This window comes from Cupriavidus neocaledonicus (genome assembly GCF_000372525.1).
Lineage (GTDB): Bacteria > Pseudomonadota > Gammaproteobacteria > Burkholderiales > Burkholderiaceae > Cupriavidus > Cupriavidus neocaledonicus.
Window position 1 is genome coordinate 244,795 of the sequence record NZ_AQUR01000107.1, and the last position, 21,867, is coordinate 266,661.

The 21,867-nt window shown below is 65.0% G+C and carries 22 protein-coding genes, 1 tRNA gene and 1 pseudogene; 10 read left to right on the forward strand and 14 right to left on the reverse strand.

What is annotated here, in order from left to right; translation table 11 throughout:
- Positions 1–11: 11 nt before the first annotated feature.
- The gene (locus tag A3AG_RS0129330; RefSeq protein ID WP_018008837.1) at positions 12–1,697 is read right to left on the reverse strand and encodes a ClcB-like voltage-gated chloride channel protein; all 1,686 of its coding nucleotides are present in this window, start codon (positions 1,695–1,697) and stop codon (positions 12–14) included.
- Positions 1,698–2,005: 308 nt separating this feature from the next.
- On the opposite strand from A3AG_RS0129330, the gene A3AG_RS0129335 reads away from it, so the two are divergent.
- The gene (locus A3AG_RS0129335; RefSeq protein WP_018008838.1) at positions 2,006–3,571 is read left to right on the forward strand and encodes a DEAD/DEAH box helicase; all 1,566 of its coding nucleotides are present in this window, start codon (positions 2,006–2,008) and stop codon (positions 3,569–3,571) included.
- Between the two features lie 19 nt (positions 3,572–3,590).
- Positions 3,591–4,649 (forward strand): serine/threonine protein kinase, encoded by a 1,059-nt coding sequence (locus A3AG_RS0129340; RefSeq protein WP_026164561.1) that lies wholly within the window; start codon positions 3,591–3,593, stop codon positions 4,647–4,649.
- A 48-nt stretch (positions 4,650–4,697) separates the two neighbouring features.
- Here A3AG_RS0129340 and A3AG_RS0129345 read toward each other — a convergent pair whose 3' ends face one another.
- A complete protein-coding gene (locus A3AG_RS0129345) occupies positions 4,698–5,138 on the reverse strand; it encodes a universal stress protein (protein WP_018008840.1) in 441 nt (146 codons plus the stop codon).
- Positions 5,139–5,487: 349 nt separating this feature from the next.
- Here A3AG_RS0129345 and A3AG_RS0129350 point away from each other — a divergent pair, with 349 nt between their 5' ends.
- From A3AG_RS0129350 to mepK, 4 genes are all read left to right on the forward strand, one after another.
- Positions 5,488–6,555: a CaiB/BaiF CoA transferase family protein gene (locus A3AG_RS0129350; protein WP_018008841.1), complete on the forward strand. Its 1,068-nt coding sequence runs from the start codon at positions 5,488–5,490 to the stop codon at positions 6,553–6,555.
- Positions 6,556–6,738: 183 nt separating this feature from the next.
- Entirely contained in the window at positions 6,739–7,365 is a 627-nt protein-coding gene (locus tag A3AG_RS0129355) for a response regulator transcription factor (RefSeq protein ID WP_018008842.1), read from the forward strand.
- Between the two features lie 93 nt (positions 7,366–7,458).
- Positions 7,459–9,048, forward strand: coding sequence for a L,D-transpeptidase family protein (locus tag A3AG_RS0129360; RefSeq protein WP_018008843.1), 1,590 nt, complete (start codon positions 7,459–7,461; stop codon positions 9,046–9,048).
- A gap of 33 nt (positions 9,049–9,081) precedes the next feature.
- Positions 9,082–9,669, forward strand: a complete 588-nt coding sequence (gene mepK / locus A3AG_RS0129365) for a peptidoglycan L,D-endopeptidase MepK (protein ID WP_018008844.1) — start codon at positions 9,082–9,084, stop codon at positions 9,667–9,669.
- Between the two features lie 399 nt (positions 9,670–10,068).
- Here the strand turns inward: mepK and A3AG_RS34135 are convergent, their stop codons facing one another.
- The 6 genes from A3AG_RS34135 to A3AG_RS0129390 all read right to left on the reverse strand — a co-directional run bounded on the left by A3AG_RS34135 (position 10,069) and on the right by A3AG_RS0129390 (position 13,308).
- Complete coding sequence (locus A3AG_RS34135; protein WP_145987487.1) at positions 10,069–10,410, reverse strand: hypothetical protein; 342 nt, start codon at positions 10,408–10,410, stop codon at positions 10,069–10,071.
- A 337-nt stretch (positions 10,411–10,747) separates the two neighbouring features.
- A complete protein-coding gene (locus tag A3AG_RS0129370) occupies positions 10,748–11,689 on the reverse strand; it encodes a hypothetical protein (RefSeq protein ID WP_018008845.1) in 942 nt (313 codons plus the stop codon).
- A gap of 43 nt (positions 11,690–11,732) precedes the next feature.
- Positions 11,733–12,029: a hypothetical protein gene (locus tag A3AG_RS0129375; RefSeq protein WP_145987488.1), complete on the reverse strand. Its 297-nt coding sequence runs from the start codon at positions 12,027–12,029 to the stop codon at positions 11,733–11,735.
- Positions 12,030–12,686 (reverse strand): tail assembly protein, encoded by a 657-nt coding sequence (locus A3AG_RS32125; protein ID WP_018008847.1) that lies wholly within the window; start codon positions 12,684–12,686, stop codon positions 12,030–12,032.
- Positions 12,683–12,988 (reverse strand): hypothetical protein, encoded by a 306-nt coding sequence (locus tag A3AG_RS34140; RefSeq protein WP_018008848.1) that lies wholly within the window; start codon positions 12,986–12,988, stop codon positions 12,683–12,685. The genes A3AG_RS32125 and A3AG_RS34140 overlap by 4 nt, the downstream gene beginning before the upstream one ends.
- Positions 12,985–13,308 (reverse strand): hypothetical protein, encoded by a 324-nt coding sequence (locus A3AG_RS0129390; RefSeq protein ID WP_018008849.1) that lies wholly within the window; start codon positions 13,306–13,308, stop codon positions 12,985–12,987. The genes A3AG_RS34140 and A3AG_RS0129390 overlap by 4 nt, the downstream gene beginning before the upstream one ends.
- A 173-nt stretch (positions 13,309–13,481) precedes the next feature.
- Here A3AG_RS0129390 and A3AG_RS0129395 point away from each other — a divergent pair, with 173 nt between their 5' ends.
- The 4 genes from A3AG_RS0129395 to A3AG_RS33655 all read left to right on the forward strand — a co-directional run bounded on the left by A3AG_RS0129395 (position 13,482) and on the right by A3AG_RS33655 (position 16,235).
- The gene (locus A3AG_RS0129395; RefSeq protein WP_018008850.1) at positions 13,482–14,144 is read left to right on the forward strand and encodes a recombinase family protein; all 663 of its coding nucleotides are present in this window, start codon (positions 13,482–13,484) and stop codon (positions 14,142–14,144) included.
- A 74-nt stretch (positions 14,145–14,218) separates the two neighbouring features.
- Positions 14,219–14,503: a hypothetical protein gene (locus tag A3AG_RS0129400; protein ID WP_018008851.1), complete on the forward strand. Its 285-nt coding sequence runs from the start codon at positions 14,219–14,221 to the stop codon at positions 14,501–14,503.
- Positions 14,504–14,869: 366 nt separating this feature from the next.
- Positions 14,870–15,697: a hypothetical protein gene (locus A3AG_RS34145; RefSeq protein ID WP_145987489.1), complete on the forward strand. Its 828-nt coding sequence runs from the start codon at positions 14,870–14,872 to the stop codon at positions 15,695–15,697.
- Positions 15,684–16,235, forward strand: coding sequence for a PIN domain-containing protein (locus tag A3AG_RS33655; RefSeq protein WP_081610785.1), 552 nt, complete (start codon positions 15,684–15,686; stop codon positions 16,233–16,235). Before A3AG_RS34145 ends, A3AG_RS33655 begins: the two co-directional genes overlap by 14 nt.
- Before the next feature lie 70 nt (positions 16,236–16,305).
- On the opposite strand, the gene A3AG_RS0129405 is transcribed toward A3AG_RS33655, so the two are convergent.
- From A3AG_RS0129405 to A3AG_RS0129425, 6 genes and pseudogenes are all read right to left on the reverse strand, one after another.
- A complete protein-coding gene (locus A3AG_RS0129405; protein ID WP_145987490.1) occupies positions 16,306–17,532 on the reverse strand; it encodes a site-specific integrase in 1,227 nt (408 codons plus the stop codon).
- A 15-nt stretch (positions 17,533–17,547) separates the two neighbouring features.
- Positions 17,548–17,727: pseudogene (locus A3AG_RS34865) on the reverse strand (DUF6538 domain-containing protein); the annotation flags it as partial.
- A gap of 92 nt (positions 17,728–17,819) precedes the next feature.
- Positions 17,820–17,896 (reverse strand) — tRNA-Met (locus A3AG_RS0129410).
- A 133-nt stretch (positions 17,897–18,029) separates the two neighbouring features.
- Positions 18,030–19,727, reverse strand: a complete 1,698-nt coding sequence (locus tag A3AG_RS0129415) for an MFS transporter (protein WP_026164562.1) — start codon at positions 19,725–19,727, stop codon at positions 18,030–18,032.
- A 247-nt stretch (positions 19,728–19,974) separates the two neighbouring features.
- Complete coding sequence (locus A3AG_RS0129420; RefSeq protein WP_018008854.1) at positions 19,975–20,313, reverse strand: DUF4212 domain-containing protein; 339 nt, start codon at positions 20,311–20,313, stop codon at positions 19,975–19,977.
- Positions 20,310–21,857, reverse strand: a complete 1,548-nt coding sequence (locus A3AG_RS0129425; protein WP_018008855.1) for a sensor histidine kinase — start codon at positions 21,855–21,857, stop codon at positions 20,310–20,312. The genes A3AG_RS0129420 and A3AG_RS0129425 overlap by 4 nt, the downstream gene beginning before the upstream one ends.
- Between the last annotated feature and the right edge of the window lie 10 nt (positions 21,858–21,867).

A 21,867-nucleotide genomic window follows, 5' to 3' on the forward strand; every position in this document is an offset into this window, starting at 1 on the left:
GCAAGCGGCCTTCAGAACAGGCAGGATGCCTCTTGCAGCACGCGCTGCTTGGAGACCGTGCCCATCAGTTCGCGGCCGGCCAGGTCGCGCACCAGCGGGATCCGGTTGATGCCGTGCCCGGCGAACACGGCCAGGGCGTCGCGCAGCCGCGAATCCGGCGTCAGCGCCGGGAAGTCGCGCTCGGCCAGCGCCAGCACGTCGTCAGGTGCGCCTTCGCGCTGGGCGCGCTGCAGCGCATGGATCGACAGCGCGCCCAGCAGGCGGCCGTCGGCCTGCACCAGGTAGAGGTAGCGCGTGCCGGTCTCGGCAAACTTGTCGGCGGCCGCGGCCAGCGTGGCGTTGGGATCCAGCACCGTGTCGGTCGGGTCGCACAGGCCCGCCAGCGTCAGCGCGCGGGCATGTTCGGCGGCGGCCGATGCCTGCGCGCGCTCGGCAATCACGCTGTACAGCGACAGCGTCTGGCAGCGCGACGCGGTGTAGTACGCCGCGACCGCGCCGATCATCGACGGCAGCAGCAGCGCCGGCGCCAGCGTCATCTCGAACACCATCAGCACCGACATCAGCGGCGCCTGGCTGGTGGCCGCGAGGAACGCGCTCATGCCCACCAGCGGCAGCAGCGGCGCCGCGCCCGCCGCCGCGCCCTGCATGCCCAGCGCCAGCAACTGGCCCAGCGCCGCACCGACGAACAGCGACGGCGTGAACACCCCGCCGACCGCGCCCGAGCCCATGCTGATCACCGTCGCCGCCAGCTTGGCCAGCAGCACGGCCGCCACCGGCACGCTCAGCGGCTGCTCCTGCAGCAGGGTCTGGATGGTGGAAAAGCCGTTGCCGACCACCTCCGGCACCGCCATCGCCAGCACGCCGACCAGCGCGCCGCCCAGCGCCAGCCGCGCCACCGGCCCGCCCGGCAGCGCCGCGAAGCGGCTGCGCGCGAAGCCGGCCGCGCGCAGGAACAGCGCGCCCGCGATGCCGGCGGCCACCCCCAGCGCCGCCGCGGCCAGCAGGATCTGCGGACGCAGGTCCGGGGCGATATCGAGGCCGGGGTAGAGCGGCTGCAGCCCGCCGTGCCACTGGCTGACCATGGCGCCGGCGACCGAGGCCAGGAACAGCGGCATCAGGCGCTGCACCGCGAGCGCGCCGAACACGACTTCGGCGACGAAGACCGCGGCGGAAAACGGGGTGTGGTAGACGGTGGCCAGGCCGGCCGCGGCGCCGCAGGCGGTCAGCATGCGGCGCATGTTGGAGCCGCCGCCGCGCTCGATCCGGGTCGAGGGGAACAGCGACCCGCACAGCGCCGCCAGCTGGATCATCGCGCCTTCCTTGCCGACCGAGCTGCCGCTGACGATCGAGAAGAACGAGGACAGCGCGCGCAGCAGGGTGATGCGCACCGGCAGCCGGCCGCTGCCGCTGGCGACCGCTTCCATATAGTCGGTGGCGCCCGGATGGGAACTGGCCAGGCGGTTGGCCAGCACCAGCAGGCCGCCCGCGAGCGCGCCGCCGATGGCCGGCACCGCCACGCGCCACGCCAGCGCCAGCGCCGCGAACACCGTGACCACATCGGCATGGCTGGCAAACAGCACGAAGCCCGCGCCGTCCAGCGCTTCCTTGAACAGCGTGGTGGCGATGGCGGCGACGATCCCGACCGGGATGGCCGCGAGCAGTGTGACTTCCTGGTCTTCGAGGAAATGCAAGCGCATGGCGGCTTTCCGGGCAGGCGGGACGACATGCCGGCGGTGGCGGCCGGGCGGCCCGAGAGCCGTCATGATAGCGCAGCGCCACCCGCGCCTATCACCATGTGCGCCGGCGCGCATGCGTTGCCGGATGCGTACCGGTGGGTGCATAACCCGCCCGCGCCGGACTGGTACACTACCGCTCTTTCCTTCGCGGGCGGGCCATGGCCTGCCAGGCCGGCTTCCCGGCGTTCGCGTTCCGATTCCGATCGATTACAAGGAGCCATCCGGCGTCTGGCGCTCTGCGCGCGCAGCGATGGCCCAAGCAGCAATTCATGTCTTTTTCTGAACTCGGCTTGTCCGAAAAGATTGTGCGTGCCGTAGCCGAACAGGGCTACACCACCCCGACTCCCATCCAGGCCCAGGCAATTCCCGCCATCCTCAAGGGCGGCGACCTGCTTGCCGGCGCCCAGACCGGCACCGGCAAGACCGCCGGCTTTACCCTGCCGATGCTGCAGTTGCTGTCCGAAACCGCGGCCCGCCATGCCGGCGGCGCCCCGCGCGGCGGCCGCGTGGCGGTGCGAGCGCTGGTGCTGACGCCCACGCGCGAACTGGCGGCGCAGGTCGAGGAGAGCGTGCGCAACTACGGCAAGTACCTGCGCCTGCGCTCGATGGTGATGTTCGGCGGGGTCGGCATCAACCCGCAGATCGAGCAGCTCAAGCGCGGCGTGGAGATCGTCGTGGCCACCCCGGGCCGCCTGCTGGACCATGTGTCTCAACGCACCATCGACCTGTCGCAGGTAGAACTGCTGGTGCTCGATGAAGCCGACCGCATGCTCGACATGGGCTTCATCCACGATATCCGCAAGATCCTCAACGTGCTGCCGGCCAAGCGCCAGAACCTGCTGTTCTCGGCGACGTTCTCGGACGATATCCGCGCGCTGGCCGACCGCCTGCTGAACAATCCCGCCTCGATCGAAGTCGCGCGGCGCAATACCACCGCCGAAACCGTGGACCAGCGCGTCTACCCAGTCGACCGCGAACGCAAGCGCGAACTGCTGGCCCACCTGGTGCGCCAGCACGACTGGCACCAGGTGCTGGTGTTCACGCGCACCAAGCATGGCGCCAACCGGCTGGCCGAGCAGCTGACCAAGGACGGCCTGTCGGCGCTGGCGATCCACGGCAACAAGAGCCAGTCGGCACGCACGCGCGCGCTGTCCGAATTCAAGGCCGGCACGCTGCGGCTGCTGGTGGCGACCGATATCGCCGCGCGCGGCATCGACATCGACCAGCTGCCGCACGTGGTCAACTTCGACCTGCCCAACGTGCCCGAGGACTACGTCCACCGCATCGGCCGCACCGGCCGCGCGGGCGCCGAGGGCGAGGCGATCTCGCTGGTGTGCGTGGACGAGCTGGGGCTGCTGCGCGATATCGAACGCCTGATCAAGCGCAAGCTCGAACAGACCGTGCTGCCGGGCTTCGAGGTCGACCCCAGCATCGCGCCCGAGCCGATCCAGAAGGGCCGCCAGCAGCGCGGCGGTGGCGGCCAGGGCCAGGGCCGCGGACGGGCCGAGGCGCGTCCGGCCGGCGACGGCGACGGCGCGCAGCGCCAGCGTCCCGCGCGCCAGGGGCAGGGCGCGCCGCGCCAGGGTCAAGGTCAAGGCCAAGGCCAAAGCCAGGGCCAGCGTGGCAACGGCGCCGCCAACGGCAACCGTGCCGCCCAGCCCGCCGGCGCGCGCAACCCGGCGCCACGACGCGACGGCCAGGAACCGGCGCGCCCGCAACGGGCCGCGGCCCAGCCCGCGCGCCAGCCGAATGACGCGGCGCCGGCACCGGCGCGCAACCGCCGTCCGGCGCCGCAGGCGGCGCTGCTGGGCGGCAACCGCAAGCCGGCGCGCTAACGCGGACCCGGCCGGCACCATGCATGCGTCCGACGCCCCCGCCGACTCCGGTTTGTCCTCCGGTATCCCATACGCCGGCCTGACGCCGGAGCTGATGCTGGACGCGCTCGAGAGCGCCGGCCTGCGCCCCGACGGGCGCCTGCTGGCGCTCAACAGCTACGAGAACCGCGTCTGGCAGGTGGGCATCGAGGACGCCGCGCCGGTCATCGCCAAGTTCTATCGCCCCGGCCGCTGGACCGACGCGGCCATCCTGGAAGAGCATGCGTTCGTGCAGCAGCTGGCCGACGCCGAGATCCCCGCCGTGCCGGCCATGGCGCTGGCGCCGGGCGAGGCCGGTACGCTGCTGCATCATGCGGGCTTCCGTTTTGCGGTCTTCCCCCGCTGCGGCGGCCGCGAGCCGGCGCTGGACCGCGCCGATACGCTGACCTGGCTGGGCCGGTTCATCGGCCGCATCCATGCCCTGGGCGCGGCCCAACCCTACCAGGCGCGCCCCGCGCTGGATGCCGACACCTTCGGCATTGCCCCGCGCGACTGGCTGCTCGCCAGCGGCTGCATTCCGGCCGATCTGCTGCCCGCGTGGCAGTCGGTGGCGCAACTGGCGCTGGACGGCGTCCAGCGCTGCTATGAGCGCGCCGGCGACGTACGGTTGCTGCGCGTCCATGGCGACTGCCATCGCGGCAATGTGCTGTGGATCGACGAGGACGACGCCCGCGGCGGCGCCCATGGCGAGCCGGGCCCGCACTTCGTCGACTTCGACGACAGCCGCATGGCCCCGGCGATCCAGGACATCTGGATGCTGCTCGAGGGCGACCGCGCGGCGATGCAAGGCCAGCTTGCCGACATCGTCGCCGGCTATGAGGATTTTGCGGAATTCCCCACGCGCGAACTGTGGCTGGTGGAAGCGCTGCGCACGCTGCGGCTGCTGCATTACAGCGCCTGGCTGGCCAGCCGCTGGACCGACCCGGCCTTTCCGGCCGCCTTCCCGTGGTTCGGCACGGCGCGTTACTGGCAGGACCGCATCCTGGAGCTGCGCGAGCAGGTCGCGCTGATGGACGAAGCGCCCCTGTGGGGCGCCTGAAGCTTGCCGCAAGGCGGCGCCGTTGCGGCACCGCCGTCAGTTGGGGGCTTAACCCTTCTTTTCCGGGGTCTTGACCAGCACCACCGGGCAGTCCGACTGGGCCAGCACCCGGCCCGCCACCGAACCGATCACGGCATCGAAGAACGAGCCGCGCCCGTGCGTGCCCATCACGATGGCCGCCGCATCCACTGACTTCGCGTAGGCGACGATGCGCTCGGGCGCGAAGCCGTGCAGCGGGTGCCGCTCGAACGGCACATTGGCCGCGGCGAGGATGTCGCAGACCGCCGCCATCGCCTTGTCGCTGGCTTCCCTGTGCCAGTCGTCGATGGTTTCCTTGCTGACAAAGGCGCGCACCTGGCCGCTGACTTCTGGCGCGACATGGACGACATGCACGGTGAAGCCGTTCTGCAGCAGCTTGCCTTCGGCGATAAAGCGCGCCGCGGCGTCGCTGAAGGCCGAGCCGTCGGTGGCGAGGACGATATTGGTCATGGCGGGATCTCCTGGATGGGGGCTGTCGGAAGCGCCGCGGCGATGTGGCCGCAACGCCATCTGGAACCATCATGCCCCCTAGTGTCCCGCCAGGATGCGATTCAGATCAAGTCGGATCGGAATTGTCCGATTTACTGGTGCGATAACCGGTTGGCCGGTCGATTGATGGATTCCGTCATTCCGGCTGAAGCATTTGGCCATTGCCCCGTCAACACGGCGCCGCGTAGCATGCTTGCGAGCCCCGCGGCAAGCATGGCCCGCCCGTGCGGCCAAGGGCAGACGATCCCGCTACCAATGCAAGCCGCCTCCCGCCACAGCGCGCGCAGGCGGCGAACCGGAGACAACCATCATGAGCGAGCGCGGCAACCTGCAGCCCCTGCGCGGTATCAAGGTCGTGGAATTCGAAGGCATCGGCCCCGGCCCGCTGTGCGGTGCCATGCTGGCCGGCCTGGGCGCCGAAGTCACGCTGGTGACCCGCCCGGTGGCCCCCGACGCGCGGCGCATCCTGCGCGGCCAGTCGGTGCCGGCCGAGATGGAACTGGAGCACGGCAAGCGCGTGGTGCAGCTGAACCTGAAAGCGCCCGCAGACGTGGCCGCCGCGCTCGACCTGGTGGCCGGCGCCGACGCGCTGATCGAGGGCCTGCGTCCCGGCGCGATGGAGCGCCTGGGGCTGGGCCCCAAGGCCTGCCATGCCCGCAATCCGCGCCTGGTCTACGGCCGCATGACCGGCTGGGGCCAGACCGGCCCGCTGTCGCAGAGCGCGGGCCATGACCTCAACTACATCGCGCTGACCGGCCTGCTGTCGATGGCCGCGCGCGAAGGCAGCCTGCCGATGGTGCCGCCGACCGTGATGGGCGATGCCACCGGCGCGCTCGGGCTGGCGTTCGGCATCACCAGCGCCATCCTCAGCGCGCGCGCCAGCGGCGAGGGCTGCGTGGTCGATGCCGCCATCACCGACATCGTCGCCATGCTCGGCTCGCTGGTGCAGGTGTCGCGCGCGGCCGGCACGCTGGGCGGCCCGCAACCGAGCCCGTTCCATGACTCGCCGTTCTATGACGTGTACCCGTGCGCGGACGGGCGCGCCATCACCCTCGGCGCGCTCGAGCCGCAGTTCTACCGTGAACTGCTCGAACGCCTGGCGCTGAGCGACATCGATCCGGCCGCGCAGTACGACCGCGAACAGTGGCCCGCGGTGAAGGCCCGCATCGCCGCCACCATTGCCAGCAAGCCCAGCACCCACTGGGAGTCGGTGCTGGGCGGCACCGACGTATGCTTCGCACGGGTGCTGACGCTGGACGAGGCCGCGCGCCATCCGCACAACCAGGCGCGCGGCACGTACCGCCTGTATCGGCAGGGCGAGCGCGAGGTGCCGCGCTCCGCGCCCGCGCCGCGCTTCCTGCCAGCCGGGACGGAATGACCGGCTTTGCAGCCACTTGACGCCATCCGCGTCATCGAAGGAAAAGCCTGACTCTCGTGCAGAATCTGCTGCGTTCGCGCAGTGAGAATTCGGCGCATCAAGGCCCCTCAGGGCCCTTAACCTTGGCATAGCCAGTCCCTGGCCAATTCCCCGCCAGTTCGCCAGTTGTTAAGGAGCCCTGAATTGCCCCCAACGCTGATCGTCGACGAACCCTCGAGGTTCCGCACCTTGTTATGCGCAGAACTCGCCGCCGAGTTTGACGCCGACGAGGTCCTGGAAACGGATGGTGTCAGGGAGGGATACCGCCTCGCCCGCGAGCACCGGCCCGGCCTGGTGCTGGTCGACGTCGAACGCTTCGGCAACCCCGGCATCGACTTCGTCCGCAGGGTGGTGGCCACGCTGCCAGGCGTGCCGCTGCTGGTCCTGTCCGGCAGCGACACCGCGCAGTCACCGGTGCGGGCACTGCGCGCCGGCGCGCACGGCTTCGTGGTCAAGCAGCGCGGCGTCGAAGAAGTCATGCAGGCCGTGCGCGGCGTGCTGAGCGGATATCTGGTGTTTCCGCTGCAGACGCTGGAGACCGTGCGCCAGCTCGGCGAGCAGCAGCAGGCCGGCCTGCCGCGGCTGAGCAACCGCGAGATCACTGTCCTCCAATACCTGGCGCGCGGGCATTCCAACAAGTCGATCGCCGCGCAGCTGCTGATCAGCAGCAAGACCGTCAGCACGCACAAGGCCAATATCATGGCCAAGCTGCACGTGGGCTCGCTGGTCGAGATGGTGGACTACGCGCGCCGGCACCAGCTGGTGTGGTGAACGTCACCCGGCGGGTTTGCCCCGCCACGCCGCGCCCATCGGCCATCGCGGGTAGACTGTGGGCATCTGTGACGAATCCGAGCTATCCGCCCGATGCCCCAGACCCTGAATGCTGCCGTGCGCCGCCTCGGCGCCGTCGCCATTGCCTGCGCCGCCTGGCTGGCCGTGCCCGCCTTCGCCAACGAGCCGATGTGGTTGGTGCAGGGCCGGCCGGTGCCGGAGGCGCGCCAGGCGGTGGACGCGCTGGCCGCGGTGGCCGCCGATGGCCTCGATCCGCGCGACTACGATGCCGAAGCCCTGCGCCAGGCGGTGACCCAGGCCGCCCACGGCCCCGCGCTGCCGCCCGATGCCGCGGCGCGGCTGGATGCGGCGCTGAGCGCCGCCATGGAGCGCATGCTGTCCGACCTGCACGGCGGCCGCATCAACCCGCGCGCGGTCCATGCCAATTTCGCGCCGCAGGCGGAACGGCCTTTCGATGCCGCCACCTGGCTGCGCGATGCCGTCACCCAGCATCGGCTGTCCGACGCCATCCGCCAGGCGGCGCCGACGTTCCCGCTGTACGGCACGCTGCGCCAGGCCCTGGCCCGCTACCGCGACATCGCGCGGCAACCGGTGTGGCAGCAGCCGCTGCCGCCGCTGCAGGCCAGCAAGCTGACGCCAGGCCAGCCGTGGGGCGGCGTCGCCGCACTGACCGCGCGCCTGGTGGCGCTGGGCGACTTGCCGGTCGGCACGGCGCCGCCGGCACGCTACGAGGGCGCGCTGGTCGATGGCGTCAAGGCCTTCCAGTCGCGCCATGGGCTGCAGCCCGACGGCGTGATCGGCGCGGCCACGCTCGCACAGCTGAACCTGCCCATCGCCGAGCGCGTGCGGCAGATCGAACTGACCATGGAGCGCCTGCGCTGGACCCCGCTGGACGGCCCGCGCATGATCGTGGTCAACGTGCCGGAGTTCATGCTGCGCGCCTATGAAATCCGCGACGGCAAGCTCGACATCAAGCTGGAGATGAAGGTGATCGTCGGCAAGGCGCTCGACACGCGCACGCCGCTGTTCGAGGAGGACATGCGCTATATCGAATTCAGCCCGTACTGGAATATCCCGCCGTCGATCGCGCGCCGCGAGACGGTGCCGCGCCTGCGCCGCGATCCGGGGTATTTCAACCGGCAGGGCCTGGAGTTCGTCGGCGGTGATGGCAAGCCCGTAACCACCTTGTCCGAGGAGAACCTGGAAGCGGTGCTGAACGGCGGTCTGCGCATCCGCCAGCGGCCCGGCCCGCTCAACGCCCTGGGCGACATCAAGTTCGTGTTCCCCAACAACGAGAACATCTACCTGCACCACACGCCGTCGCCGCAGTTGTTCAAGCGCGACCGGCGCGACTTCAGCCACGGCTGCATCCGCGTGGAAGCCCCAGTAGCGCTGGCCCAGTTCGTGTTGCACGATATGCCGGACTGGAACGAGACCCGGATCCGCGAGGCCATGGCACGGGGCAAGTCGAACACGGTGCGCCTGCAGCAGCCGTTGCCGGTGGTGCTGGCTTACGGCACGGTCATCGCGCGCGCCGATGGTCGTGTATCCTTCCTGCCTGACATCTACGGTCACGACAAATTGCTGGACAAGGCGCTGCGTCAACGCAACGGTCGCCCCCAGCCGCGCGCTGTGGCAAGCGCCTCCGGCGTCATCCATTGAGGCGCCGCACCCCGCACATTCAGAGGAAGTACCATGACTGACGCGACGCGCAAGGCACGCCGCCGCTTTCTTCATACCACCGGAACCCTGGCGCTGGCCGCCGGCCTGATGCCGCTGGCGCCGCGTCGCGCGCTGGCCAACCTGCCCGCCAACCAGGCGCTGGCCGGCCTGCCGGACGCCCGCACGCTGGCTTTCGATCACACCCACACCGGCGAGCGCGTGTCGCTGGTCTATGCCGTGGGCGACCGTTTCGTGCCCGAAGCGTTGACGACGCTCAACGGCTTCCTGCGCGACCACTATTCGGGCATGGTCGGCACCATCGATCCGCAGCTGTTCGACCTGCTGTTCCAGGTGCGTCGCGAGCTCGGCACCGACAAGCCGTTCCAGGTCATTTCCGGCTACCGCAGCCCGGCCACCAATTCGCGGCTGCGCAACTCGCGCGGCGGCGGGGTGGCCAGGCATAGCCTGCATATGGACGGCAAGGCCATCGATATCCGGCTCGCCGGCGTGTCGCTGGCCGATGTACGCGATGCCGCCAGGTCATTGCAGGGCGGCGGCGTCGGCTACTACGAGTCCGACCAGTTCGTGCATATCGACACCGGACGCGTGCGCTACTGGTAAGCGTTGCCCGCGGGGGTCGTCCGGCATGGACGGCCTCGTGCCGTTGCCCTGAACATCTGTCCGCGAGCACCAAAGCAAAAAGCCGCGAACCCTTGCGGGATCGCGGCTTTTCAAATAGATGGTGGCGAATCAGGGATACACCTGTGAGCCGCGGTGTATGTCTCTAAGTGTTTGATTTTCTTAGACATTGCTCCGCCAACAGGTAGCGAATACGCGCGGTGTGCTACACCTTGGTGCTAACTGTTAAGGTTGGTGTGAGCGTAGCACATGTCGACCGGGCGCCGCTGCCTCTAAGTGCTACGTATAAGGATTTCCGTTTTAAAAACCGGTCCCCACAACAAAAGCATGGGGTAGAGGTTTTCGTTTTATTTCTAAGGGGTCGCCCGGTGTCCATGACATTCACCGTGCTTTCTTCCTCGCAACCAGCTCCCGATAGAGCGTGCTCCCAGCGTCGGCGAGCTTCGACAGGGGGTTATTTCGGCAGTAATTATCCACCCACACGACGGCCTGATCTGAACTGATTCCGTGCAAGGGGTCGCCGTAAGAGGAGCCAATAGCAGCGTTGGCACCGCTCAAGAAGCCAAATAGCCATGCCTGATGTAACGATCCTGAAAGTGAGTCACCTCTAGTCTTTACCCACATCCCGCAATCAACTGCGCCGAGAACCGAGACGTTCTCCGCGTGTCCCGTGGTCGTCAGCATGGCAAACACAAGCGCCGAGCATCCAATGGTCTTCTTCATGCCACCTCTCCCCTATGTGGTGCTCCTGAGATTCTGCCAGCGGTATGTGACCGCAGACCAGTGTCATGTAGAACTCGCACGCCGACAGCGCTGAATGTGGGTAACTGAACCCCATTCGAATAGCTTTTTGATGGGAATCTAATGGGAATCCAATGCCGGAAGGGGTTGCAGATTGGTGGGGAAGTGCAACCCCTTCCTGAGCTTAGGGGCCGAAAATTGCTGCAACCCCTTCTTTCCTTATCTGGCGCGGGTTTCCGGGTAGTTTGGTATCAAGACCCCCATACAATGTATGGGGGTCTGAGGCACGTGATTTTGGGGTGCTATTTAGAGAATTCTCTTAGCACTTGTCCGGCTTAAGGTCGTCGGGCAGGCCGGTTAGCAATTTGACGTGGTGCAGGTGGCTCATGATCGCCTGCCGGGTCAGAGGCTTACCCTCGGGGCCGACCATGTCAACCCCGCCAACGAGTTCCGCGTAACGGGCCGTGCGGGTCCCGCTGCGCCCGGCCAGTATGTGGAGCCGTAGAAGGTTAAAACGCCGCCGCGCGACATCTTCTGGGGTGCATGCGCCTGACTTGTCCGGTGCTGCGTGGGCTGCCTTTAGAATGACCTCTTTCGCCGCCTGTCCCTTCTGCCGTAATGCCTTGCGCTCCTCCTCGGGAGATCCTGAGAGGATATAACCAAGCTCGCGCGTCTCGTCGTGGGAGAGGGCGAAATTCCAGGCCCACTTGCGGGGCTGTAGTCTGTGTGCTTTGCTCCAGAGGTCGCCAACCCTCGCATGCCATGCCAACCAGTTGCGAACTAGCCGGGCATGGGGCGTCATGGTCTCCGGCTTGCACGCTTCCAACGGTGGGCGCTCGTAGGGGCTGTCACTCTCCGCCTGTCTCAATCCCATGGTTGCCCCGCTGACGGTGAGTGGCGCAGGTAGCTTGATCGGGCTGATACCTTTGTAGAGGATCGGCCGGTCGCGGTTTGGGTGATGGCTGGCGATCCATAACAGGTCCGCCAGCCAAGACACATAGCGCATGTTATTGGCGAATGTGCCTAGCTCTTTGGACCTGTCTAGAAGCTCATCAGTGAGATCAGGGCGCAGGCATGGGGGGACGCCGCGCCGGGTCAGATTCACATGGAGTGCCCATGCGCTAACAATTGCGTCCGCGCCAAGCCCGGGGCTGTCCATGGCAGTCCGCAGGAGCATCAACAGGTCCTTGGTGGTGCGTGCCTCTATGCCCGAGACGATTGGCGGTTCTCCCTCATCGGCATATCGAAGCGCAGCGGCCATTAGCGGCCCATGCGCATGCACAGGGCGGAGGCTCCTGCTCACATCACAACCCGGTCAGGATGTAGCTGTCGCCGTCGCCGTAGCAGGTGCTGATAGCGACAGCCTGCTGACCTTGACCGCCATGTAACCTAATGCGGTGGACGACAGCAAACCCCGCATCCATAGTGCTCTCGATGGTGGAGGATTCGAGGATGTCCGCTAGTTGCGCCACGCTCACGGCTTGCATGTGCCGCATGTGCTCTTGAAATGCCTGCGCCGGTGCGGTTTGTGTTGCGAGGAACTGCCTGAAATCGAAAGTCTGCATACCTGGGAGGCGGGCCATGCCCGTAGTTTCAATCAATTAAACGCCTATGGAACCAGTGGAGGGTTGCTCAGGCGTGGTATTCCAGTCGACGGGGATCTCGTCCGTGGAGATGCCCGCGTGCACAACCTGCGAGCCAACGATCATTCGCCCGTAGCAGATGGGAACCGGGTTGCCGGGTTGGGTCGTGTTGACCGGGCCGTTGAATGCGTAGGAGGGGCGGTTGTCCGGGCGTTCCAGCGAGGTCATAGAGGGAGACTTAGTCAGCATCTGCGCCACGCCACCGAAGACTAGGCCAAGGCCCAACGACATGGTGACGGCGCTGGCCTTAACGCCAGCAATGGCGAGTGTGCCCGGGACATAAAACGAGGCGGCAATGAGCGCAGCGCCCAGCAGGATCTGCAGGCCGCCCTTGCCCCGGCCGGCGATCACCGGAACGATCTTGATCGTGCCGCGCGCCGTGGGAGTGGCGAGATCATTGGCGCCCAGGTTCGCCTCGTCTACGAAGACGTGGTAGCCGGGCTTGCTGTGCACGACCATATGCTCTTCAAAGGCGGGATAGTTGGCCTTGAGCGCAGCAATGGCCTCTGCCGGACTCTGCACGTTGAACCGGTGCGAGCGCCCGAACTTCTTGCGGAGCGCTCCGTAGAGTCGGACTTCGCGCAGCGCCGTGGATTGTGCTGTGATTGCGCTCATTCGTCTTCCAACCCTTCCGCAATGATTCCGTGAGGCTCTTGGCGGTTCTCGATGAACAGTGCGGCACCGCCGCCATAGGCTCCGGCTCGGTGTCCAAAGTGGCAAACGCTGGTGCCGAGTTCGATGGATGCGGCGATGGTGGCGGCATCTAGCTCTTGGCGGAACTCTGCTTCGGCCACAGCGCGGAAGTTGTCGATGTTGGGGTCGATAGAGCCCGCGTTGTCGGCCGCGTCTAGCTTTGGCTGAAACTCCTCTTCGGCTACCGCGAGGAATTTGTCGATGTTGAGGCCGAAGTCGATCATTCGGCGTCCCCCTTGGCATTGGACTTGTTGGGGCGGAGCTGCTCCTCCAGCGTCTTATAGGTCGGGTCGATACGCTTGATTGCGGTCACAAGGTCGTCCGGCCCGTAGTTTGAAATCAGGTGCGTGCCAAGCTCCCAATTCCGGCTCCCTGGTTCTTGCTTCTCCAGCCAAGTTCTGTATTCCCACAGCTCATGAAGGTGCGCGCCCAATAGCTTATTGATGATGACGCCCTCGGGCGTGTCGCAGGTCTTGGACAGCCATGCCAACAGGTTGCCTGTGGCGCCGTCGAGCGCAATCGTTAGTCGTCGGCGTTCAGCCATGTGTTTTCCCTTGTCAGTGGGGCGTCACCCGATGCGACGCCTACGGGAGCATTATAGTGCCCTTTGTGCTGATTGATGAAAAATGATGATACATAGTGAAAAAAAGTGACAACTGATCGCCGGGATCTTATGATGACCTCAAATTAAACGTTCGTTCGGGAGCGAGGTCGCATATGGCAAACGGCAAATTCATCGCCTACTACCGGGTCAGCACTGCGAAGCAAGGTCAGAGTGGTCTAGGGCTGGAAGCGCAAAGGGAAGGGGTGGCCCGCTATCTGAACGGCGGCCATTGGGAACTACTGGGCGAGTTCGAGGAGCATGAATCTGGCAAGGGCGCTGATGCTCTCGCCAAGCGCCCCCAGCTTCGTGCGGCAATGGACGCCTGCCGCAAGCACGGCGCGACGCTGCTCATTGCCAAGCTTGATCGGCTCGCCCGGAATGTCCACTTCGTGTCAGGCTTGATCGAGGCCGGTTGCGACTTCGTGGCTGCTGACATGCCCGAGGCCAACAAGGTAATGATTCAGATGCATGCCGTGATGTCCGAGTGGGAGCGGGATCAGATTAGCAAGCGCACGAAGGATGCCCTGGCGGCAGCGAAGGCACGGGGCGTCAGGCTGGGCAGGCCCGAGAACTTGCGCGGCAATGTCGTGGCCCGGATGGACGCTGCAGATGCGTTCGCGGCGAACCTTGCCACCACCCTGCGCGGGTATCAGGCGGCAGGGATGTCGCAACGGCGCATGGTCGAGGAATTGAACCGACTCGGGGTGAAGACTCCCAAGGGCGGAGAATGGCATCTTGGTCAATTGCAGCGGGTGCTGGCACGCCTCTCCCTCTAAAGTGGCATTTACAGCACCCTTCTAAGGGTGCCAGATTGCGGTTCTATTTCAATCATCAGACCCGGCGGTCACATATGAACTTTCGCCTCTTTGGACAGTTCCTTTGGTGGAGCGGTGTCGTTTGCAGTGTTATCGCAGGCGGATTCTGGTTATCCACACAGACGAAGGATTTCCAAGATGAGCTTGCGTATGCGCGCGGAATGCGAGCAAAGGGCAGCTATTCCATCAGCTCCGCCGACGTTAAAGAGGCGAACCGCACCCAGAACGCATACATATTCGGTGGAGTCGGGGCGGCGCTGCTCTTCATCGGCGCGGGTCTCATGATTGCTGCGAGGCCCGTGAATGATGATCGCGCGTGATCGCGGCGTGCGGACGTCAGGTGCAGGAGTGTCGCAACGCCAGACGGTCGAGGAACTGAACAGGCTCGGAGTGAAAACGCCCAAGGGTGGAGAATGTCACCTCGGGCAATTGCGGCGGGCGCTGGCACGCCTACCGGCCGAAGCGTAGGCCGCTTGATATAGACTGGTTCCAATAGAGCAATACGCTCCCTTCTCGAGGCACCTGAGAGGCGCCGCCCCAAAAGAGATGTTGTCCAATGCAAGTTGAAAGTGTATCTTCAACGACACCCCGGTGACCAAGACGTGTGATGCAGTGCCTGCGGAAGGCACCCCACCCGTCTGATGAAGGTTATCTTGTCGCCCCTCAGGAATTACTCAAATAATGAAATGAAACCCGACCAACTGTCGCCCCCGGAATCCATCACTCTGCATATGGAAGGTATGCAGTCTGACGATGGTGATCTCCGCCTGGGTATGCTCATTGACAAGCTTATTGCCTTCCGGGCGACCTTGAGTGAGGCCGACAAATATCTCTCTGGTATTGATAAACCGACTGTTGATCTACTCGTTTCTGACCTAACTCACAACAGTCCGGCAGCTATTACTATTCGGGCAACCCCCCACGCCAACGTCCTTAACCCTCAAACAGGACTATTTAGCTATCTGGCCGATTTAATCAATGACATAAACGATGGTCGATACGAAGCAGCAAGCGCTAGCCATCTTTTTCTTGAGCGTTTAGGCGATCTATGCCTTGGCGTGGGCGATAAGCTGACGCAAATGTGGCTCTCTCGCGGAAAAGAGCGAGTAGCCACTGTCACACCACAAACTCGGACTCAGTTGCAATCGCTCCTAAGCAGGACTTACTCTACCTACGGACATGTCAAAGGCAAAGTGGAGCGATATAACAGCCACGGCGACGTGAAGTATTTTTACGTCTACTCCCTTCTCGGAAGCCGCGTAAAGTGCGCGTTCCCGGATGATTTGCGGGAATTGGCTGCACAGGCTGTAGAGAAGAGCGTTGACGTATCGGGGTTGCTCAAATACAGAGAAGGCGAATATTTTCCACACGAAGTCCAAGTGCAGGCGATAGAAATTCTTCCTGCGGATAACCAGCTATCGACGCTAAGTAGCCTGTCCGGGGTCGCCCCGGATGCCACTGGTGAAAAAACGTCCATCGAATTCATAAGAGATCGCAGAAATGGCTGGCATTGAAATTGAATATTGGGATACTTGCATCTTCCTCGCATTTATTAAGGGTGAAGAGCACCGGCCAGGCGAGCTGGACTATATCAAGAGTCATGCGAGCCAGTTTGATCTCGGTCTCTGCGGCATCGTGACGTCGGCAATCACGATCACCGAAGTTCTTGAGGCCAAGCTCACTGCGGATCAAATAAATCGATTTTATAATCTTCAGCGGAAGTCAAATTTCACGTTTATCGATGCCTCACCCCAGGTCTGTAAGGTTGCGTCAGAGATTCGAAGTTACTACTTTGCAAACCCAATGAGATCCGATGGGAAGATAGTTTATCCGTCTACACCAGACGCAATTCATGTGGCTTCTGCTATTGCGGCAAAATCAGCATCAAAGCAAGGCGTTAGATTGATCACATTGGATGCCAAAGATAAGCCCAAGAAAGGGGAAATTGCATTGACAGCGATGAATGGACTGGTAGCCGACAAATATCCACTGACAATTTGTCGCCCTCCGGTAAAGGGACAGCAGGTGGAATTGACGCTTACAGCGCGTTAGGTGGGTCGTGCTAAATAGGGGTGGCTTGCAGCGCCACCCCCAAGAAAATCAAAGCTACTATAGGTCTACTTTAGAGCTTGGCAAAGCCGCACCTCGATCGGTTCCGCGCCACGCACCAGCGCGTCATAAGTCGCCGCGGGTCGGTCTTGAGTTTGGTGTAAACCTGTCCGTTCACGCCGCCGTGGCTCTGGCCCTCAATCGTGGCTCTAATCTCTTCGGTGACCCCGGCCCGTGCAAGGCAGGTTGTCAAGGTGTGCCTCATGCTGTGAAAGTAGGTGGTGTCAGAGGTGGATATGGCGCCGCTCTTGCGCAATTCCGTCTTCCGTCTGCCGCCCCACCGCGAAATGTAGTGACTCCACTTGATCAGGCTGCTGCCATCCTTGGCTTCATCTGGGGAGACGATCTCAGCGTGCGGCGTGAATCGTGCGTCAAAGGGCCGCCGAGTGGGCGACTTTGCGCGCCCCTGCAAGAACCTCACAAACCCAAGCTCAACCAGCACCGGATGCAGTGGCACTACACGCCAGCTTGCCATTCGTTTCATGGAGCGCCGGGTAATTCCGTCCGGGTCGGGGCGCCCATTGAGGTCGAGATACCAGATACCCGAGTCGTGCCGTTTCAGATCAGTCGCCGTGTCGATCTGCGCCAGCTCTTCCACCCGGCACCCCGTAAGGGCGCATCCGACCGTCACCCAGAATTCCTCTGGCGTCTTGTGCCTACTCGCGGCGACTGCCGCGAAAATTGCCGCCATGTCATCCAGCGAATGCTCGGAGCGGTCTTCGGAAGCTGGTGTCTGGCGCTTTGGCTTCAAGGTGGCCGCAGTCAGCTTAGCAACGTGCTCGCTGCGGCTGGCGTGCCAGTTCATGAACGTCCCGGCAATGGTGATGTCCGTCTGGCGCGTCTTAACCTCCCTCGACTCGTCCGCCGTGACAGCTGCGGCAAACTCAGCAAACTTGGTCTGGGTGATCTGCTCTAGAGGATGGTCATCCCCGAAGTGCTCCACGAACCGGCGTATGACGGGCTTGTAGCGTTTGAGTGTGGTGGGCTTCAGCTCGTGCTGCGTGAAATACTGCGCGGCGGCGTCTGCAAGCCGCGTAGCGGGCTTTGGTGCTGCTAGTGCAGGGTGGCCGAGGGTTGGGGCGGGCAGGCTCCCAAGCGCTGTCTGAATGGCAGTATTAACCGCCTCCTGCTCGTGCGGCTCTGCCTGGACGTTTAGCTTGCGTGGGCGCTGGAACTCGTCGAAGTCAATGGACATTGTCCAGTCGATCGTAAGTCCTTCGTCCGGCTTGGCTTTCGTCATCTCGCGTGCTGTTGCAAACAGTCGATCAGTCTCGACTGCCAGCGCCCGCGCCAGAACTCTGGCCTCACGTCTGCTTGTGGTCCCCAAGCTCTTGTAGAGCTGAGTGTGCCCGAGCACCCGGATGAGGTCGGCGGGCACTCGCCGTCTAAACAGGTAAGTGGTGTCGTGCCTAGACCGCTGTAGGTAGTTTGACATGGGTCTGTGCTGCACCCCTGTGCTACACCTCGCGCGGCAATCCTAAGCAAAAAGCCGCGAACCCTTTCGGGAACGCGGCTCTCGCTTGAAACTGGTGGCGAATCAGGGACTCGAACCCCGGACCTGCGGATTATGATTCCGTCGCTCTAACCGACTGAGCTAATTCGCCAACGAAGACTGAGATTATACCTGGGCTTTCTCGGCTGTCAACACCTTCTGGTGAAGATTTTGCGCGACGCTCCCTTGCATAAAAAAACGGCAGGCCCGCGGGCCTGCCGTTCTTCCTGGTGCCGTACGACCGCTCAGTCGTTGGCGTAGATGTTCACGTCCTTGGTCTCGCGGATAAACAGTGCGCCGACCACGAAGGTGAGCGCGGCGATGATGATCGGGTACCAGAGGCCGTAGTAGATGTTGCCGTTCTGGGCCACCAGCGCGAACGAGATGGTGGGCAGCAGGCCGCCGAACCAGCCGTTGCCGATATGGTAGGGCAGCGACATCGAGGTGTAGCGGATGCGGGTCGGGAACAGTTCCACCAGCATGGCGGCGATCGGGCCGTACACCATGGTGACGTAGATCACCAGGATGACCAGGATCACCAGCACCATGATCGTGTTCATCTGCGCCGGGTCAGCCTTGGTCGGGTAACCGGCCGCGGCCATCGAGCTGCCCACCTCCTTCTTGAACGCCGCGATCTGCTGCTTGCTGGCGTCGTCGAAGCTGTGGCCGTTCACCAGCTTGGCATCGAAGGCCTTGATCTCCTTGTCGCCGATCTTGACGCTGGCCACGGTGCCGGCCGGCGCCTCGACCACTTCATAGCTGGCCGAAGCCTGCGCCAGGGTACGCTTGACGATGTCGCACGAGCTGCGGAAATCGATCTCGCGGGCGATCGGGCTGCCCTGGAACGAGCACTGCTTCGGATCCGCGGTCACCACGATCTGGGCGCTTTGCTGGGCGCGCTCCAGCGCCGGGTTGGCGTAGTGGGTCAGGGCCTTGAACAGCGGGAAGTAGGTCAGCACGGCCAGCGCGCAGCCCGCCATGATGATCCACTTGCGGCCGATCTTGTCCGACAGCGCGCCGAAGAAGATGAAGAACGGCGTGCCGATCACCAGGGCGCCGGCAATCAGCAGGTTGGCCGTCTTGGCATCGACCTTGAGCACCTGGGTCAGGAAGAACAGCGCGTAGAACTGGCCGGTGTACCAGACCACGGCCTGGCCGGCGGTCAGGCCCAGCAGCGCCAGGATCACGATCTTCAGGTTGCGCCATTGGCCGAACGACTCGGTCAGCGGTGCCTTGGAGGTCTTGCCCTCGGCCTTCATGCGCTGGAACGCCGGCGATTCGTTCATCGACAACCGGATATACACCGACACGCCCAGCAGCAGGATCGACAGCAGGAACGGGATGCGCCAGCCCCAGGCCTCGAAGTTGGGACCTGTCGCCTCGCGGCACAGCAGGATCACGATCAGCGACAGGAACAGGCCGAGCGTGGCGGTGGTCTGGATCCACGAGGTGTAGGCACCGCGCTTGCCGTGCGGGGCATGTTCGGCCACGTAGGTCGCGGCGCCGCCGTACTCGCCGCCGAGGGCCAGGCCCTGCAGCATGCGCAGCGCGATCAGGATGATCGGCGCGGCCCAGCCGATGGTGGCATAGCCGGGCAGCAGGCCGACGACGAAGGTCGACACGCCCATGATCAGGATGGTCACCAGGAAGGTGTACTTGCGCCCGATCATGTCGCCCAGGCGGCCGAACACCAGCGCGCCGAACGGCCGCACGATAAAGCCGGCGGCGAATGCGAGCAGCGCGAAGATGAAGGCCGAGGTCGGGTCCAGCCCGGCAAAGAACTGCTTGGCGATGATCGCCGCCAGCGAGCCATACAGGTAAAAGTCGTACCACTCGAACACCGTGCCCAGCGACGAGGCAAAGATCACCTTGCGCTCTTCGGCAGTCATCGGTGCGTTCTGCGCGCCCCCTCCGGGCACCGCAACGTTTTGCACGTTTGCCATTTGTCTCCTCCGTCTGGAATGGATCCCGGGGCGGGCGTGGCGCGCGGAAAACGCCGCGCGGCTGGCCGCTATGCCCAGAGTTGCAGAGGATTGTGGGTGGCGAAACTTACTGCGTTCTGACAGATTCCGGCGCGGCGGCGGCAAAAAACGTCGGGGTATACGCTAGGCGCCGACAGGGTTTTCGATGCTGCGCTGCAGGCCCTCGACGCATGCACGCCGCACCGTTAAGCGCGTTGCGGGCGTGCGGCTATGCAGCATCCGCGCCGGCCCCGCGCGAGGCGCCTTGCGAGGGCACTGCCACCGGCGGCGCCCCGGCACGGCTGGCTTCGGCTTCGGCATCGTCATGGTTCATGCGCCAGGCGTAGAGCGCGGCCATCAGCACATAGACCACCAGCGCGCCCTGCGCGCCGACCCAGAACGAAAACGGCCAGCCGAAGAAGTTGAAGCGCAGGTCGCGCGCAAACCACGCCACCACGAAGGTGACCGTGAACCAGACCGCGAGCAGGCCGCAGATCCAGCGCAGGTTGCGGTGCCAGGCGAGGCGATCGCGTGCTTCAGCGCCGCCGGGGGTGGGGGTGTGTTTCATGCGGGCGGAAAGTTTTCGGGGCGGCGCAGCGTCACGCGGAAATGCGCGCCGGCGAGCCGGGGCGACTGCTGGTAGACGTGGTCCGAGATCTGGACGTCGCCGCCGTGCTGCTGCACGATCTCGCGCACGATCGCCAGGCCCAGGCCGCTGCCTTCGGTGTTGGTGCCGAGCACGCGGTAGAAGCGCTCCATCACGCGCTCGCGCTCGGACGGCGCAATGCCCGGGCCGGTGTCTTCCACGTCGAGGTAGGCAAACGGTTCGAACGCGTCGGCGCTGACCCGCACCGTGGCGTGGCCGCCGCGCGGCGTGTAGCGGATGGCGTTGTCGAGCAGGTTGTTCAGCATCTCGGTCAGCATCAGGCGGTTGCCCTGCACCATCACCGGATGGTCGTCGGCATCGAGGCCCAGGTCGATGTCGCGCGCCCAGGCCTGCGGCAGCCAGTCCTTGACCACTTCGCGCGCCAGCGCCGCCAGGTCGAGCGCGGCCATGCCGCCGGTGCCGGCCAGGTTTTCCATGCGCGCCAGCGACAGCAGCTGCTTGACCAGGTGCGCGGTGCGTTCCGAGCTGCCCGCGATCTGCGCCAGCGAGCGCCGCAGTTCCTCGGGCGACTGCTCGCGCTGCGCCAGCTCGGCCTGCATGCGCAGGCCCGCCAGCGGCGTCTTCATCTGGTGCGCGGCATCGGCGATAAAACGCTTCTGGGTCTGCACCGACTGGTCCAGCCGCGCCAGCAGTTCGTTGAACGAGCCCACCAGCGGCGTGATCTCCTGCGGCGCGGCGCGCTCGTCGATGGGGCTGGTATCGCCCGGGTTGCGCGCGCGGATGCGCTGCTGGATCGCGGTCAGCGGCGCCAGCCCGCGCGACAGCCCGAACCACACCAGCACCACCGCCAGCGGCAGGATCACGAACTGCGGCAGGATCACGCCCTTGATGATCTCGTTGGCCAGCCGCGCGCGCTTGTCCAGGGTTTCGGCCACCTGCACCAGTACCGGCTGGGTGCCGCTGACCTGCTTCAGCTCGATATAGGTATAGGCGACGCGCACGTCGTTGCCGGCCACGCGGTCATCGCGCAGCGACACCAGCCCGGCGTGGCCCCGGTCGTCCTCGGAGGGCAAGGGCAGGTCCTGGTCGCCGGCGATGTACTCGCCGCGCTTGCCGACCACCTGGTAGTAGATGTTGTCGGTCTCGTCGGCGCGCAGGATCTCGCGCGCCGACAGCGGCAGCTGCAGCGTGACGCGGCCGTTGACCTCGCGCACCTGCTGCGACAGCACGATGGCGCTGGCTTCGAGCGCGCGGTCAAACGGACCGTTGGCGATCGACTTGGCCACCAGGTAGGTCACCGCGATGCTCATCGGCCAGAGCAGCAGCAGCGGTGCCAGCATCCAGTCCAGGATCTCGCCGAACAGCGAGCGCGGCGCGGGATGGGCGGTGCTTTCCTCCAGGTGCGGCAGCGCGTCGGCCAGGTCCTGGTCGGTGGCGTCCGGCGTGGAGGATGGAGGTGGCGCGGCACGGGGCACGCGCCGCCAGGGCAGTCGCAGCAGGCGCATGTCGGCGAGA

Bases quoted from the DNA above. Each gene is read 5' to 3' on its own strand.
- A3AG_RS0129340 (WP_026164561.1), top strand. From the start codon at position 3,591: ATGCATGCGTCCGACGCCCCCGCCGACTCCGGTTTGTCCTCCGGTATC.
- A3AG_RS0129425 (WP_018008855.1), bottom strand. From the start codon at position 21,857: ATGCGCCTGCTGCGACTGCCCTGGCGGCGCGTGCCCCGTGCCGCGCCA.
- A3AG_RS0129415 (WP_026164562.1), bottom strand. From the start codon at position 19,727: ATGGCAAACGTGCAAAACGTTGCGGTGCCCGGAGGGGGCGCGCAGAAC.
- A3AG_RS0129390 (WP_018008849.1), bottom strand. From the start codon at position 13,308: ATGGCTGAACGCCGACGACTAACGATTGCGCTCGACGGCGCCACAGGC.
- A3AG_RS0129345 (WP_018008840.1), bottom strand. From the start codon at position 5,138: ATGACCAATATCGTCCTCGCCACCGACGGCTCGGCCTTCAGCGACGCC.
- mepK (WP_018008844.1), top strand. From the start codon at position 9,082: ATGACTGACGCGACGCGCAAGGCACGCCGCCGCTTTCTTCATACCACC.
- A3AG_RS0129400 (WP_018008851.1), top strand. From the start codon at position 14,219: ATGAACTTTCGCCTCTTTGGACAGTTCCTTTGGTGGAGCGGTGTCGTT.
- A3AG_RS33655 (WP_081610785.1), top strand. From the start codon at position 15,684: ATGGCTGGCATTGAAATTGAATATTGGGATACTTGCATCTTCCTCGCA.
- A3AG_RS0129405 (WP_145987490.1), bottom strand. From the start codon at position 17,532: ATGACGAAAGCCAAGCCGGACGAAGGACTTACGATCGACTGGACAATG.
- A3AG_RS0129330 (WP_018008837.1), bottom strand. From the start codon at position 1,697: ATGCGCTTGCATTTCCTCGAAGACCAGGAAGTCACACTGCTCGCGGCC.
- A3AG_RS0129370 (WP_018008845.1), bottom strand. From the start codon at position 11,689: ATGGCCGCTGCGCTTCGATATGCCGATGAGGGAGAACCGCCAATCGTC.
- A3AG_RS34140 (WP_018008848.1), bottom strand. From the start codon at position 12,988: ATGATCGACTTCGGCCTCAACATCGACAAATTCCTCGCGGTAGCCGAA.
- A3AG_RS0129395 (WP_018008850.1), top strand. From the start codon at position 13,482: ATGGCAAACGGCAAATTCATCGCCTACTACCGGGTCAGCACTGCGAAG.
- A3AG_RS0129350 (WP_018008841.1), top strand. From the start codon at position 5,488: ATGAGCGAGCGCGGCAACCTGCAGCCCCTGCGCGGTATCAAGGTCGTG.
- A3AG_RS34135 (WP_145987487.1), bottom strand. From the start codon at position 10,410: ATGAAGAAGACCATTGGATGCTCGGCGCTTGTGTTTGCCATGCTGACG.
- A3AG_RS32125 (WP_018008847.1), bottom strand. From the start codon at position 12,686: ATGAGCGCAATCACAGCACAATCCACGGCGCTGCGCGAAGTCCGACTC.
- A3AG_RS0129360 (WP_018008843.1), top strand. From the start codon at position 7,459: ATGCCCCAGACCCTGAATGCTGCCGTGCGCCGCCTCGGCGCCGTCGCC.
- A3AG_RS0129420 (WP_018008854.1), bottom strand. From the start codon at position 20,313: ATGAAACACACCCCCACCCCCGGCGGCGCTGAAGCACGCGATCGCCTC.
- A3AG_RS0129335 (WP_018008838.1), top strand. From the start codon at position 2,006: ATGTCTTTTTCTGAACTCGGCTTGTCCGAAAAGATTGTGCGTGCCGTA.
- A3AG_RS34145 (WP_145987489.1), top strand. From the start codon at position 14,870: ATGAAACCCGACCAACTGTCGCCCCCGGAATCCATCACTCTGCATATG.